The sequence below is a fragment of the Paenibacillus agaridevorans genome, assembly GCF_018604145.1.
GTDB classification, from domain to species: Bacteria; Bacillota; Bacilli; order Paenibacillales; family Paenibacillaceae; genus Pristimantibacillus; species Pristimantibacillus agaridevorans.
The window spans coordinates 754,845-768,625 of sequence record NZ_CP075889.1; the positions used below are offsets into that span (position 1 = coordinate 754,845).

General features: G+C 54.7%; 13 protein-coding genes. 8 read left to right on the plus strand and 5 right to left on the minus strand.

Annotation, left to right across the window (positions count from 1 at the left end):
• Positions 1–12: 12 nt before the first annotated feature.
• Positions 13–1,386 (minus strand): YheC/YheD family endospore coat-associated protein, encoded by a 1,374-nt coding sequence (locus KJW29_RS03015; RefSeq protein ID WP_087566632.1) that lies wholly within the window; start codon positions 1,384–1,386, stop codon positions 13–15.
• Between the two features lie 249 nt (positions 1,387–1,635).
• On the opposite strand from KJW29_RS03015, the gene KJW29_RS03020 reads away from it, so the two are divergent.
• The gene (locus KJW29_RS03020) at positions 1,636–1,947 is read left to right on the plus strand and encodes a hypothetical protein (protein ID WP_146200444.1); all 312 of its coding nucleotides are present in this window, start codon (positions 1,636–1,638) and stop codon (positions 1,945–1,947) included.
• Between the two features lie 1,188 nt (positions 1,948–3,135).
• On the opposite strand, the gene KJW29_RS03025 is transcribed toward KJW29_RS03020, so the two are convergent.
• Positions 3,136–3,486 carry a helix-turn-helix domain-containing protein gene (locus tag KJW29_RS03025; protein WP_087566630.1) on the minus strand — a complete coding sequence of 117 codons (351 nt, stop codon included), beginning with the start codon at positions 3,484–3,486 and terminating at the stop codon, positions 3,136–3,138.
• A 180-nt stretch (positions 3,487–3,666) separates the two neighbouring features.
• Here KJW29_RS03025 and KJW29_RS03030 point away from each other — a divergent pair, with 180 nt between their 5' ends.
• Entirely contained in the window at positions 3,667–4,137 is a 471-nt protein-coding gene (locus tag KJW29_RS03030; protein ID WP_087566629.1) for a hypothetical protein, read from the plus strand.
• 55 nt (positions 4,138–4,192) lie between these two features.
• The gene (locus tag KJW29_RS03035) at positions 4,193–5,542 is read left to right on the plus strand and encodes a DRTGG domain-containing protein (RefSeq protein WP_214628710.1); all 1,350 of its coding nucleotides are present in this window, start codon (positions 4,193–4,195) and stop codon (positions 5,540–5,542) included.
• Between the two features lie 19 nt (positions 5,543–5,561).
• Here KJW29_RS03035 and KJW29_RS03040 read toward each other — a convergent pair whose 3' ends face one another.
• The 3 genes from KJW29_RS03040 to KJW29_RS03050 all read right to left on the minus strand — a co-directional run bounded on the left by KJW29_RS03040 (position 5,562) and on the right by KJW29_RS03050 (position 7,005).
• Entirely contained in the window at positions 5,562–5,867 is a 306-nt protein-coding gene (locus KJW29_RS03040) for a YtpI family protein (protein WP_214628711.1), read from the minus strand.
• A 301-nt stretch (positions 5,868–6,168) separates the two neighbouring features.
• Positions 6,169–6,675: a sporulation membrane protein YtrI gene (locus KJW29_RS03045; protein WP_214628712.1), complete on the minus strand. Its 507-nt coding sequence runs from the start codon at positions 6,673–6,675 to the stop codon at positions 6,169–6,171.
• A 3-nt stretch (positions 6,676–6,678) separates the two neighbouring features.
• Entirely contained in the window at positions 6,679–7,005 is a 327-nt protein-coding gene (locus tag KJW29_RS03050) for a YtrH family sporulation protein (RefSeq protein WP_087566625.1), read from the minus strand.
• 119 nt (positions 7,006–7,124) lie between these two features.
• Here KJW29_RS03050 and KJW29_RS03055 point away from each other — a divergent pair, with 119 nt between their 5' ends.
• The 5 genes from KJW29_RS03055 (at position 7,125) to KJW29_RS03075 (ending at position 13,695) form a co-directional block, all read left to right on the plus strand.
• A complete protein-coding gene (locus KJW29_RS03055) occupies positions 7,125–10,718 on the plus strand; it encodes a DNA polymerase III subunit alpha (RefSeq protein WP_214628713.1) in 3,594 nt (1,197 codons plus the stop codon).
• Between the two features lie 114 nt (positions 10,719–10,832).
• A complete protein-coding gene (locus KJW29_RS03060; RefSeq protein WP_246608555.1) occupies positions 10,833–11,333 on the plus strand; it encodes a phosphatidylglycerophosphatase A family protein in 501 nt (166 codons plus the stop codon).
• A gap of 206 nt (positions 11,334–11,539) precedes the next feature.
• Entirely contained in the window at positions 11,540–11,728 is a 189-nt protein-coding gene (locus KJW29_RS03065; RefSeq protein ID WP_087566622.1) for a glutamate decarboxylase, read from the plus strand.
• A gap of 43 nt (positions 11,729–11,771) precedes the next feature.
• Positions 11,772–12,650 carry an acetyl-CoA carboxylase, carboxyltransferase subunit beta gene (gene accD, locus KJW29_RS03070; protein WP_214628714.1) on the plus strand — a complete coding sequence of 293 codons (879 nt, stop codon included), beginning with the start codon at positions 11,772–11,774 and terminating at the stop codon, positions 12,648–12,650.
• On the plus strand, positions 12,640–13,695 hold the full coding sequence (locus KJW29_RS03075; RefSeq protein WP_214628715.1) for an acetyl-CoA carboxylase carboxyltransferase subunit alpha: 1,056 nt from the start codon (positions 12,640–12,642) through the stop codon (positions 13,693–13,695). Before accD ends, KJW29_RS03075 begins: the two co-directional genes overlap by 11 nt.
• The last annotated feature ends 86 nt before the right edge of the window (positions 13,696–13,781 follow it).

Consider the following 13,781-nt stretch of genomic DNA (forward strand, 5'->3'; position numbering starts at 1 on the left):
TGCCTCCTTTGTCTAGAATCCCGACAGATGCCGGGCATATTGAATCATCATTCGGACGGAAGGCCGAATCTTGCCTTCGTTTAGCGGGGTGTTGTCGTTTTTGGACGGCTTGGAATTGACTTCCAGCAGCCATACTTTGCCGCTGGTGTCCAGCGCCAGGTCGATACCCAGCTCTCCGAAGTGGGCGGGAATATGGGTGTCGATTCCTTGCGCGATATGCAGAGCCGCGAGTCGGAGCCGCTTGGCGGATTCCAGCCGGCTGACGCTGGTGCTCAGGTTGCTTTTGGTCACGGCCGCGCTGACGGTGCTGAGCGAGCCGCCGCGCGCAAGATTGGAGACGAATTGCTGGTTTCCTGCCGTACGGGCGACGATGGAGGTAATGATCCACTTGCCGGCGGCGTTTTTTTGGACGAGCGCGCGGAAGTCGACGGGGCGCTTCTGGAACTCGATCAATTGCAGGCCTTGCTGAATCTGGTAGCGGGCTGTCTTCATCTTGGCGGAGATGGAGGCATACAGCTTAGGCAAGGAGGGATAGACCGCCCGCTTGGAGCCGGCGCTCATCGCATGGAGGGCTTGGTAGCTCTCGCCTTCCAGATGGGAGACGCGGATAATGCCCTTTCCCAGGCTGCCGCGGGCGGGCTTCAGGAAGACGTGGCTGTACCGCTCGCACATTTTTTTGAAAGTGGCGTAATTGCGCAGCAGATAGGATTCCGGCAAGTAGCGGTGAAGATCGGCATCCTTCTGGAGCGCGTCGAACACTTCGGGTTTGTCGAGAAACTTTTCATTGAATACCGCGGTTCCGTACAGCCGTTTCGCCTCGCTTAGAAAATGCTGCACGTTGGCGGCGTTCTCCAGCTTCCTTGAGGTAAGCCGGTTGTTCACGATATCCGGCGCGGGCATGCGGGTCTGTCTCCAACCCCCGGCATACGTCCAGCCCTCGACAGAGCTTGCCGAGCCGCCGGACAGCGCGCCTGGCGTGAAGAAGTAGACGTGGGCGCCTTGCGCCTTGCACGCTTCGACGAGCTCTCGGCAGAACATGGTTATCGTGCCGAACGGCTTATCCGGCGTACTTGGGAAGTCGCGGCTGATAAGCACGCCGATCAGAGGTCCGATGGAGATCGTGCCGGAGCGGTAGTTGAACCTGAGCTGCGTTCGTCCGGCAGGGGGGAGTCCCATTCGTTCGGCAAGCGCTGGACTGATGCGTATTCCGTCCGTTTTCGCGGACGGGATGATTTTGAGCGATTGGCGGAACGCGCCGAATTTCAGCGGCACATGCTGCCCGACCGGTATTTTCCATAGCTTCACATAGGCATCGCCTAACATGATCGTATCCTCCGGAAGCGTGCCGGAGCTCGTCACCTGTATGGCAACTTTCGTTTTAATCATTTCGATTCTCCTTCCAAACCAGGAGCAATTGCGATTAGAGGCGTGGGCCTATGGGTGAATGCACGAACTAATTCATCATATGAACCGTGCGTCTTGTGTGTGATTGCCCCAGTCATAAGGAACGAGATGCCGGCATATACTGCTTACTGCAAGGAAACGCGGACAAGGTACGTGAAAGACGGAAGCGCTGGGGTGTTGTTGGACGAGCCTACGGCTTGAAGAACTTTCATGCGAGGGGGAATGGGCAAGGTGAAGAAAAAGGGCAAAGGGAAGCTGAAGCACTTCATGTATATTCTCATTGCGGCGGGAATGCTGTTCTATGCTTTCGCGGCAGTCGATTCTGCGGAATGGGGAGGGGCGGGCGGCGTATTCTGGTTCATGTGGCTGGCGTTCGCGATCGTCATTATCGCGGCTAACGCGAATATGCTGCTGCTGACGGAGGAGAAGCGGGAGGCGCTGTCCCACGTCAAGCGAGCCAAGGTGCTGCGCAGAGAGCAGGCCGCCATAAACTTCGTGAATCGCCAGGTCGAGAAGAAGGCGCGCAAAATACGCGGCCATTGACGCGGCTTACAAGCGGGGAAGAAGGCTGCAAAGTGCAGTGCGATATAAATTGCGGGCAAATGTCCGGTAAGAAATGAACGGGAGCAAGTGTAACGGAACTGAAAGGCGTTATTTCGGCAAAAAGCAGCACTTCGCAAATCTAATGGAACTGACAGCCCTTATGATAGGCAAAAGTCCATGGTTTGCCTGGATTTCTCACGAATAACGTCGCAGTGTTCCGTTAGATTTTAAAATCACGCCAAACGATACATATATGGGCCCTCACTTCCGTTAACACGTTGGCGATGATGGATTGCAGCTTCATTTTCAGTTTTGCACACAATGAATCGACGGCCTCTCAGATGACGCTATTTGGTGCATTTTCGCCCATTCTATGCGGTTTTGACGGAAGTAAGGTCGTCTGTGTCCGTTACCATTTGAACAGGCCCCATTTTTGCGAAATAGCGACTGCGGTGTCCGTTACGATCAGTCTTTACTTAACTGCGCTGCCGTCCGCACAATGAATCGACAGCCTCGTTATGTCCGTTACACATAGCGGGAGACTGAATGTTCAGGGTTTTTGAATCATCTTTAAGCTCCGCGAAGAATGCCATGATGCTGTGAATTTTAGATGAAACTGTTGGCTCGGCTGTCGGCTTAGGAAATTATGCGAATATGTACAAATTTCATTGTCCGGCTTTCTAAAATAAATTAAATTATACAATTATACTCAAATGATGATATTCCTGTGAAGACGGAATGGGCCTGATTCAGACAAAAATTGTGTATATTTGAACGAAATTGTATGATTCAGTCACTTTTGGCCCGGGAAATGTGTATAATTGCACAATTGATTAGCGGATTCCTCGACTCGCGAAAGTGAGCGTGCTTTTGGGGATGTGTGTTTATTTCATTACGGACACCTTGCATTGACTACCGACAAATTGCATTTCCTTCTTGGAATGGAAAGCGCCGCTCCGTTTTTGACGGATCGGCGCTTTTTTAAATTATAAGAAAGTATAAGTTTTCTCCATACTTGACCTATAATTCTCGGAATAAAACGCGCTGCGCCGCCAAATGACAGCGACAGCCGTTTCACCTTGATTGTCGTGGATCGCATGCCTTGGATGCAGCTGTTTTTACGGATTTCACCTAAGTTCGTTCGTTTCCGGCAACGTGGCATAGCCAATGACGCCGGTGCGGCGTTCGCTACTCCATCTCCCGGAACTGGACGAGCTGCTTGACGAAGCGATAGACGACTTCTTGCTCTTTGACACTCAGTCCTGTCATCTGACTGATGATTTTGTCTGAATAGCTTTCGGCTTCGCCGCCGTCGATGCGGTTTGAGTTTCCAACCTGCACGAGCTGCTCCAACGGCGTCTGCAGCGCGGCAGCAATTTTGCCCAGTACATCGATGGTCGGATTTTTTTCGCCCCGTTCGACTTGTCCCATATAAGATGCGTTGATCTCGGCGCGCAAAGCCAGCTGCTCCTGGCTTAATCCCTTGGATTTGCGCACGAGCCGAATGTTTTCGCCAATCTGGCGCCCAATGTCGCTCATCCGTGTCACCTCAGCCTAACGATAGGGTTTTGGCAGGTTTTCGATCAACGTTCTATAGTATTTGATTTAAATACCGTCTATAGTCATTGACTTTTAAGTGGATGATTTATTATAATTATCATAAAAATACCAAAAGTGATAGACTGGTGGCGAAAATGGGTGAAACCGGGTGAGTCAGCAATGATGGTAGAAGAGTTCGAGTTTTATCGCAAGGTGAGAGCAAATTATTGCAATGTGGCTTTCAAGGTTTTGTTCACTTACAGGTTGTCGCATCGGCATAACAAGACGGCCGTTGCCCATGGTTCATTCAGCTGCGGGGTTAACGCCCATACACAGACGTTGGAATATACTCTTAACTTGAAGACGGAGCCGATTCAGAGACCCTATAGCGAGAGCGGGACCTTCTTGTTCTCCAGCGTATACAAGGAAATTCCTTCTCAAGTGATAGAATACGAGAATTATCCCATTCATAAGCAGCGTTACCGCGTTCCCATTACATACGATTGGCATGATTGCGTGCGGAGCGGAGCCAAGTCTGGCATTAATGCGATCTCGATCCAGGCTTTGTTGCGCAAGTGGACATTGCACGGGACCGACGATGAGCCTATCGACGCCATTCTCAAGGTGACAAAGCTGCAATTCGACTGGTAGTCGATATTTCCATTGCAATCTCCTATAATGGTAGCAGACGAGGAGTGATCGATGGATGGCTTCCACCCCAAGCAATGTGACGAGCACGAAGCACGAGCAGATTATGCAGCATATCCAAGGGCTTAAGGTAGGCACCAAAATATCGGTGCGGGCCGTCGCCAAACATCTTGGTGTCAGCGAAGGCACCGTTTATAAGGCGTTCAAGGAGGCGGAGTCTTCCGGACTTGTCAGCACGAAGGAACGGATTGGTACCGTCCGCATCGATCGCAAGCGGCGCGAAGCGCTGGATCAGCTGACTTTCGGAGAAGTGGCGGAGATCGTCGAGGCCCGTTTATTCGGCGGAGGAGACGGACTGGACAAGTCGCTTCACAAGTTTGTGATCGGTGCAATGGAGCTGGAAGCGATGATGAGCTATATCGATAGCGGCAGCCTGCTGATCGTCGGCAATCGCGTCAGCGCGCATCGCTGCGCCTTGGAGCAGGGAGCCGGCGTACTGATTACCGGCGGATTCGAGCCAAGCGCGGAGATCGTTCGGTTAGCGAACGAGCAGGGGCTTCCCGTTTTGTCGTCGAGACATGACACGTTCACCGTCGCGTCCATGATTAACAGGGCGATGTTCGACCGGCTCATCAAGCGCAAAATCATGCTTCTCGAAGACATCGTGACGTTCAGCAAACCGGCCGATGTTATCAAATCCGGCAGCAATCTGTCGGATTTTCACCGTTTGTCGCGCGAGACAGGCAACTTCCGCTTCCCGGTTTTAGACGACAGAGGCAGAGTTATCGGCATGATTACGGCGATGGATGCGATGGGCTCAGCCGATGATGCGGCCGTTGACCGCGTGATGACTCGGCATCCCATTACGGCGGCGCCGAATATTACAGTGACGTCCGCAGCCCATACGATGGCGGCGGAGGGGATCGATCTTTTGCCTATCGTCGATCGCAACCGCAAGCTTTTGGGCGTCGTGACGCGGCGCGAGGTGCTGGACGCGATGCGGTTCGCGGGCAAGCAGCCGGAATCCGGCGAGACCTTCGAGGATTTGATGTGGTCCGGCTTCATTCAATCGGAGTCGAATGGCACGGAGGAAGCTAGCATCAGCTATCGCGGCGCCATTACCCCGCAGATGTCAGGCGCGCTCGGGATGGCTTCGGAAGGACTCGTCTCGACGCTTATGATGCAAGCCGCGAGGCAAATGATTCGGGAGACGGGCAAGCGGGACTTCCTGCTGGAAAGCATGACCTCCTATTATGTAAGGCCGGTGCAGATCGACAGCGAGGTGACGATCAAGCCCAAGGCGATGGAGCTGTCGAGGAAGTTCTCCAAGCTGGAGATCGAGGTGCTGGACGCGAAGGGGCTTGCGGCGAAGGCGATGCTTACCGCGCAGATGATCGATCCTTATTGAGTCAAAAAAAGAGCGGGGATTATCCCCGCTCCGTCGCCCGGTAGGCGCTTAAATTGCGCAATCCGGCGAAGAGGTTGAACAGGCCGACCACCAGGAAGATGGCGCCGATGACGACCTTAAGCGTCGATTCATTTGACATGAACAGCTGAATGAAGGAGATGAACATCATCATGATGCCCATGCTGATGTTCATTCGTGCGGCATTGATGCCGCGTTTCCTCCCGTCAGAGGAACGTCTCGACTTGTAACTGAACACGACGGACAGTACTAGCGAGATCATTATTACAGGGAACAGCACCCATTGCAGCATTTCCAATTGTCCCATATGTTGTGACGACTCCTTTGTAGAGGTTGTTCAAAAAGTACGCTTTTGATCACGAAGTATGCCAAGAAGCTTACTCGACATCGAATATTGAATTCAGGCGAAACTAAGCAAATGCTTACGAAGTATGTTTCCTTCGGAAACATTGCAGGTGCTCACGTAGCTTTCACTACGCTCCGCTCCTCAGTTTCTACCTTCTTTCAATCTTCTCGGTGCTGAAAACCGAACTTTTTGAACACGCACTTGTATGCCTAATGAAACTTATCGTCGTCTATTGTACCATGTTCCGGCGAAGTTTGCCTTATCACGCTGGAGGTTTCGCCTTGACGCGGACCGTCATCCACACCTGCAGCACGTTGTCTGCCAGCAGCACTGTTTTGAGCTCGATTGCATAATCTTTGCCGCTTACGTCCTCGTATGTTTTGGATTCCAGCAGCTTTCGAACAAGATTGGCATCGGCGTCGATATCATAGATGCTGCGCCCGAGCAGGATGGATAGATCCTCCTTGACCCGCTTCACCAGCTCCATCTCCGTCATCCGGTCCAGGCGGGCGGAACGCGTGGACTCTTCCAGTACGCGGATCTGAATGCTCTTGATCACCGTGTGCTGATTCTTGTATTGCTTGAGCTTCGCGATATCCGCTTCGTACTGCCCCAGCTTTGCCTCCAGTCCGTACACCGTGTTGTACATCGCCTCGAACTTCGCCACGAACAGGGAGTGCAGCACCACGCCCCCGACGATGCAACCTACAAGGAATACACCCAGCAATCGCAGCGCATCTGCGTATCGGTAGAAGGAAGGCACCCTCATGCGTTAAGACGCCCCTTTGCAAACCAGCTTTACAAGCTCCGTTGCCATATGCGCCCCCAGGAAAGCGAAAATAATAAACGCAATCTGTTGGGCCACCGGCGACAGTTGGCCGGCCGTAAAGTTGCTTTCGATGACTCTGACGGGATCGACCGAGCCGCCGATCGCGGCAACGATCGCCCATATTTTCAGCCGGAGCGCGGTATCCAGCATGACAGTGGCCGGCGGCAACGCCATAAAGACGGAGCCGACCCCCGCAAGCATGGAGCCTCCTAGCACGATGCCGAACGCAATAAAAAAATCGAGTCCCGCTTTGGACAAAAAATAGGACAAATGTTTCCCCTCCTCTGCATGCAACAACCTCTTCTATCATTCTATGGGCGTGTCCCGCACAATTATGATAAAATAGAAGAATACGAATCCATGTTCGGATTGCGAGAGGAGAGATCGGGATGACGGCAACAAGAGAGGCAGCATTCGTTCACTTGCATGCGCATAGCGAATTCAGCTTGTTGGACGGGGCGGCGCGCATTCGCGATCTCACCGCCAGAGCGGCGGAGCTCGGGATGAAGGCGCTCGCTCTGACTGACCATGGCGTCATGTATGGAGCGATTCCGTTTTATCGGGCTTGTCTGGCGCAGGGGATTAAGCCCATTATCGGCTGCGAGCTTTATTTGACGGCGGGCTCGCGCTTCGAGAAGGGGGCGCGCAAGGACAATCCAACCTATCATCTAATCGTTCTGGCGAAAAACGAGACCGGTTACCGGAATTTAATGAGACTTAGCTCGATCGCTCACCTGGAAGGATTTCATTATAAACCTCGGGTCGACATGGAATCCCTCGCGGCCCACTCCGAGGGAGTGGTCTGTCTCAGCTCGTGCTTGAAGGGGGAGGTGTCCCAGCATCTGCTCCATGATCGCCGCGAAGAAGCGAAGGCGGCCGCGCTGCGCTATAGGGACATATTCGGCGATGACTTCTATCTGGAGCTGCAGGATCATGGCATGCTGGAGCAAAAGAAGGTGGCGGGCGAGATGATCGGATTGGCGCAGGAGCTCGGAATCCCGCTCGCCGCTACCAACGATGTGCATTATTTGCAGCCGGAAGATGCCGATGTGCAGGATGTGCTTATCTGCATCGGCACCGGCAAGACGGTGGAGGATAGCGATCGGCTGCGCATTGGCACAAATCAGCTTTATATGAAGAGCGCCTCCGAGATGGAATCGCTGTTCCGCCATGTGCCGGAGGCGATCGCGAATACGGTGGAGATCGCGGATAAGTGCAATCTGGAGCTTACGCTTGGCCGTGCCGCGCTGCCGGTGTTCCGACCCGTGCCGGAGGGCAGGGATTCCTCGTCGTATCTGGCGGAGCTGTGCCGGGACGGCTTGGAGAGCCGGTATGCGGCGCTTCCGGCCTGGACGGAAAATGAGGATTTCCGCAGGGAAGCCGAGGATCGTCTCGCTTACGAACTGTCCGTGATCGAGAAGATGGGGTTCAGCGATTATTTTCTCATCGTGTGGGACTTCATTCGGTTCTCGCACGAACGGGGAATCCGAACCGGACCTGGCAGAGGATCGTCGGCGGGAAGTCTTGTCGCTTACACGCTGCGGATTACGGATGTCGATCCGCTAAAGTACAAGCTGCTCTTCGAGAGATTCCTTAATCCGGAGCGGATATCGATGCCGGATATCGATATCGACTTCAACGACGAGCGCCGGGACGAAGTGATCGCCTATGTCGCGGCCAAGTATGGCGACGAGCATGTCGCGCAGATCATCACGTTCGGCACGATGGCGGCAAGAGCCGCCGTTCGCGACGTCGGACGCGCGCTTAACGTGCCGTTCCAGGAGGTGGACCGCGCGGCGAAGCTCATTCCGGGCCAGCTGGGCATTACGCTTGCCGAAGCGGTCCGTACGAGCGCCGAACTGCGGGAAGCCGCTGAGCGGCAACCGAAGACCGGATTGTTGCTGAACATGGCGATGAAGGTGGAAGGGATGCCGCGGCATGTTTCCACGCATGCCGCCGGCGTCGTCATCTCCCGCGAACCGCTGACGGATTACGTGCCGTTGCAGCAAGGCGGAGAGTCGATTCCGCTGACGCAATATTCCATGGAGCATCTGGAAGCGGTGGGACTGCTCAAAATGGACTTCCTGGGTCTGCGTACACTGTCCATTTTGGAGCGGTCGCTGGTCTGGATCAAGGAGCTGGAAGGCAAAGATATCGACTTCAGACTGGTTAACGATGCCGACCCCGAGACATACGCCATGCTTGGGCGAGGCGACACGACGGGCATCTTTCAGCTGGAGTCTTCCGGCATGAGGCGGGTGCTGCGCGAGATGAAGCCGACGGATTTCGAGGACATTATCTCGGTGCTGGCGCTGTATCGTCCGGGTCCGATGGAGTTCATCCCGCAATATATTGCGGGCAAACACGGCAAGGAGGCCGTGCACTACCCCCATCCTTCGCTTCGGCCGATTCTTGCCGATACTTACGGCATTATCGTGTATCAGGAGCAGATTATGCAGATCGCTTCCGCAATGGCAGGTTTCTCGCTGGGGGAAGCCGACTTGCTGCGCCGCGCGGTATCCAAGAAGAAACGCGAGGTGCTGGATGAGGAGCGGAGCCACTTCGTCAAGGGAAGCCTGGGACAAGGTTATTCCGGGGAGGACGCTAACCGCGTCTATGATATGATCGTTCGCTTCGCGGACTATGGATTTCCGCGCGCGCATGCAGCGGCTTACGGAGTGCTGGCGTTTCAGACGGCATGGCTGAAGGCGCATTATCCCGTGCCGTTTATGGCCTCGATGCTGGCGTCCGTCACGGGCAACATGCGCAAGACGGCGGAATACGTGGACGAGTGCAGGCGCATGGGCATTCCCGTGCTGCCGCCGGATGTGAACGAAAGCGGAGCTTCGTTCACGCCGGTTGGCGGCTCCGTCCGCTTCGGCCTGGCTTCTGTCAAAAACGTAGGCACGCAGGCGATTGAAGCGATTGCCAGAGAGCGGGAAAGCGGCCCTTACGACAGCCTGCTCGACCTGTGCAAGCGGGTCGATTTGCGCGTCGTGAACAAGCGCGTGCTCGAGTCGCTTATCCAGGCGGGCGCTTGCGACGCGTTCCCGGGGCATCGCGCCCAGTTGCTGGCGGCTCTCGACGAGACGGTAGAGACCGCGCAAAAGTGGCGCAAGGAGAGGGAAGAGCTGCAGATCGAGCTGTTCGGCTTCGAGGAAGTGCAGAACTGGGATGTGGAGCTGCCGGAAGTACGGCCGTTTACGACGTCGCAGCAGCTTGATTTTGAGCGGGAGCTGCTGGGATTGTATCTGTCGGGGCATCCGCTGGACCATGCTGCCGAGCAGTTGGAGGGAGTGGAGCTGGACCGTCTCGTTGAGCTTTCGGACGTGCCTGACGGTTATGTCGCCTGCGTAGGCGTGATGGTGGCGGGGCTGAAGCCGTTTACGAACAAGAAGGGCAACGCGATGGGCTTTCTGGAGCTTGAGGACCGCATCATGCGCGTCGAAGCCGTCGTGTTCCCGAACGTGTGGAAGCGAAGCGGGGACAAGCTGGAGCGGGAAGGACTGTATATCGTGCAGGCTACCGTCCAGCAGCAGGACGAGGACTACAAGCTGCTCGTCGAGGAAGTCGTGCCGATCGGTCCAGAGCTGACGACAGAGTCGCTCGCGGCTCAAGTGGGTCGTCTTCGCCAGCAGGCCCGCAACCGAGCTGCGCGGAGCTCCGGCTACGGAAACGGATCTGGCCGACCCGCGGTGCCCCAATCGTCAAGCAAAGATTCGTCACCTCTGCCCGCCAACGCTAAGCCGCCTAAGAAGCAGCGTATGTACATTAAGATCACGGTGGAGAAAGAACGACCGGATGTGCTGAATAAGCTTCAACGGTTGCTTGTCTCGCATCCCGGCCAGCTTGATACGGCGTTGTTTTACGAAGGCGAAGGCAAGGTTATCGCCTTAAACGACAGTCACCGTGTCTCCCCGTCACAGGAGTTGAAGGCGTCGATCGAGAGGCTGCTGGGACCGGACACTGTCGTTATTAAGTAGAAGCAGCAAATGCCGGTTTCCGATACGTCCTGCGTCCATTACTTGCAATTCTCATGCACATTATGGCCTGTACGAGCATATGCATAGAGATACAAGCCAAGAGGATGCGAGGAGATGAAGCCAATGAACGGTATCGAGAAGTGGCTGGCAAAACGCGGAGTAAGTGTCGACGACATCGCAGAGATCGTTTACACGCTGCAGCGACCCTATAATCCGGATTTGACGATGGAAGAATGTCAGGTCAGCGTTCGTGTGGTGCTGGAGAAGCGCGAAGTGCAATATGTGCTGTACACAGGCATAGCTCTCGACGAGTTAGCGGAGCGAAGGCTGCTGCCGGAGCCGCTGCAGGCCATCATGGAGCGGGACGAATCTCTGTACGGCGTCGACGAAACGCTGGCGCTGGGCATTACGAACGTTTATGGAATGATCGGCCTCACCAGCTTTGGTTATCTGGACAAGGTGAAGCCGGGCATCATACGCCAATTGAATATCAAGGGCGAAAAAATCCATGTGTTTCTGGACGATTTGGTGGCTGGCCTTGCCGCTGCCGCATCAGCGAGGATCGCGCATGGAGACCCCAATGCGAACCAATATCATTTGCCCGAATCGCAGTGACTATGTTATCATTATGACATCATATGGCCTTTGGTGGGGCTAAAGAAAAGACAATGACTCGAAGCGCGATGCTGGCTAGGAGAGGTTTCCTGCCATGCGAATCGGTGCTATACGGCCTGTCATTCGTTCGCGAAACGTTAGGCTTGAGATGCCAGGTGGCGGCAACTGCCGCTCGACATTGGCGTCAAGCTTCAGGAGGTACCATGATGTGGACGGTTATTTACATTGCACCAACAGCAAAAATGGCAGAAAACATCAGAAAACGGCTTACGGAAGAAAGTTTTTTGGTCAAAATCCGGCCCGTCAATCTGTCCAAACAGCAATATGAGATTCTGGTACCGTCCGGTGAGCTGGAGGAAGTACAGGAAGTATTCAATTCCATCATCCGCCCATAACGTGCAGAATTATTAATATTGCGCCTTGAGAGGTGTCGCATACGTGCAAATTAAGGACTTATTCTCGAAAAAAAAATACGCAACCATTCCTTCGGCGACCACGGAGCGTCCCAAACGCGATATTCCGGAAGGTCTGATGAACAAGTGCGCCAAGTGCGGCACGATTCATTACAGCAAGGAATTGGAGAAAAACTTGAAGGTGTGCTCGTCATGTGGGCATCATTACCGGCTTAGCGCGTGGGAGCGGATCGGAATGACGCTCGATGACGGGCGTTTGTTTGAGTACGACGCCGAGATGGAGTCCGTCGATCCGCTTCATTTCCCGGGTTACAAGGTTAAGCTGGAGCAGCAGAAGGCAAAGTCCAATCTGCGCGACTCCGTTGTTACGGGCGAAGGCAGCATTAGCGGATTCCCTGTTGTCGTAGCGGTTATGAGTTTCGACTTCTTTACGGGCAGCATGGGCTCCGTGGCTGGGGAGAAGATTACTAGAGCGATAGAAGCTGCTCATGAGAAGCGCCTTCCGCTTATTATCTTCTCCACCTCCAGCGGAGCTCGCATGCAGGAGAGTATCTTGAGTCTCATGCAGATGGCGAAGACCAGCGCGGCGCTCTCGAAGTTTCAGGGAGACGGCGGTTTGTACATCTCCGTATTCACGGATCCTACGACAGGCGGCGTATCCGCCAGCTTCGCGAGCCTTGGCGATTACAATTTGGCCGAGCCCGGCGCGTTGATCGGCTTCGCCGGACGGATCGTTATCGAACAGACGATTCGCCAGAAGCTGCCGGAGAACTTCCAGACTGCGGAATTTAATCTGCAGCATGGCCAGCTCGACAAGGTCGTTCATCGCAAGGACATGAAACAAACATTAACGCAATTGCTGGACATGCATACCGTGAAGGAGGTGTCGTTCGATGGCGAATGAGCTGCCTTTCGAGAAGCCGATCGTCGAGTTGCGTCAAAAGATTACGGAACTCAAGAGCCTTAGCGTTGATAAGGGGATCGACTTCACCGAAGAAATTCTCCGTCTGGAGGAGCGCTGCAGGCAGCTCGAAGAAGAGCTGTACAACGAGCTGTCTCCCGCGCAGAAGATGCATCTGGCGCGCCATCACGGACGTCCGACGTCGCTGGATTTCATCGGAGCAATTTTTACCGACTTCATGGAGCTTCACGGCGACCGCCTGTTCGCGGACGATCTTGCGATCGTGGGCGGCCTTGCCAAGCTTGGCGGCTTGCCCGTGACCGTGATCGGCCATCAGCGCGGCAAAGACACAAGAGACAATATCGCCCGTTTCTTCGGCAGTCCTCATCCCGAAGGTTTCCGCAAGGCGTTGCGTCTGATGCAGCAAGCGAATAAATTTGGTCGCCCGATTATTACATTCATTGATACAAAGGGCGCTTATCCTGGCAACACTGCCGAAGAACGGGGTCAGTCGGAGGCGATTGCCCGCAATTTGAGGGAGATGGCCGGATTCGGCGTCCCTATTATTTGCGTGGTTATCGGTGAGGGGGGCAGCGGCGGCGCGTTGGCGCTTGGCGTTGGCAACCGTGTACTGATGCTCGAAAACGCGATCTATTCCGCCATATCGCCAAACGGAGCGGCTTCCATCCTGTGGAAGGATGCCTCAAGAGCCGACGAGGCAGCCGCAGCGATGAGGATTACCGCCAAGGATCTGCTGGAATTCGGTATTATCGAAGGCATCATCGAGGAGCCGCAAGGCGGCGCGCATCGCGACCTCGAATGCCAGTCCGCTGCGATCAAGCGCGAGCTGATTGTTCATCTAAAGGAACTCCTCGACTTATCGCGGGAGGAACTTATCGAGGATCGGTACCAAAAATTCCGCAAGATCGGGTACTTCCAGATGGCGCAGGTAAAGCAGGCAGAGGAGCCGGTTAATGACGAATCATCCGATGCGCCTACGGCAGCCGCAGCCGAGCTAAACCAGGAAGCGGCTCCTGCGACGAACTAACAATCCGCACAATCGTTACAACCGCCCGCGCGAAGGACAAGCCTGGACCGGGCGTGCATGTATATTGGAACAAAAACAAAGACAAA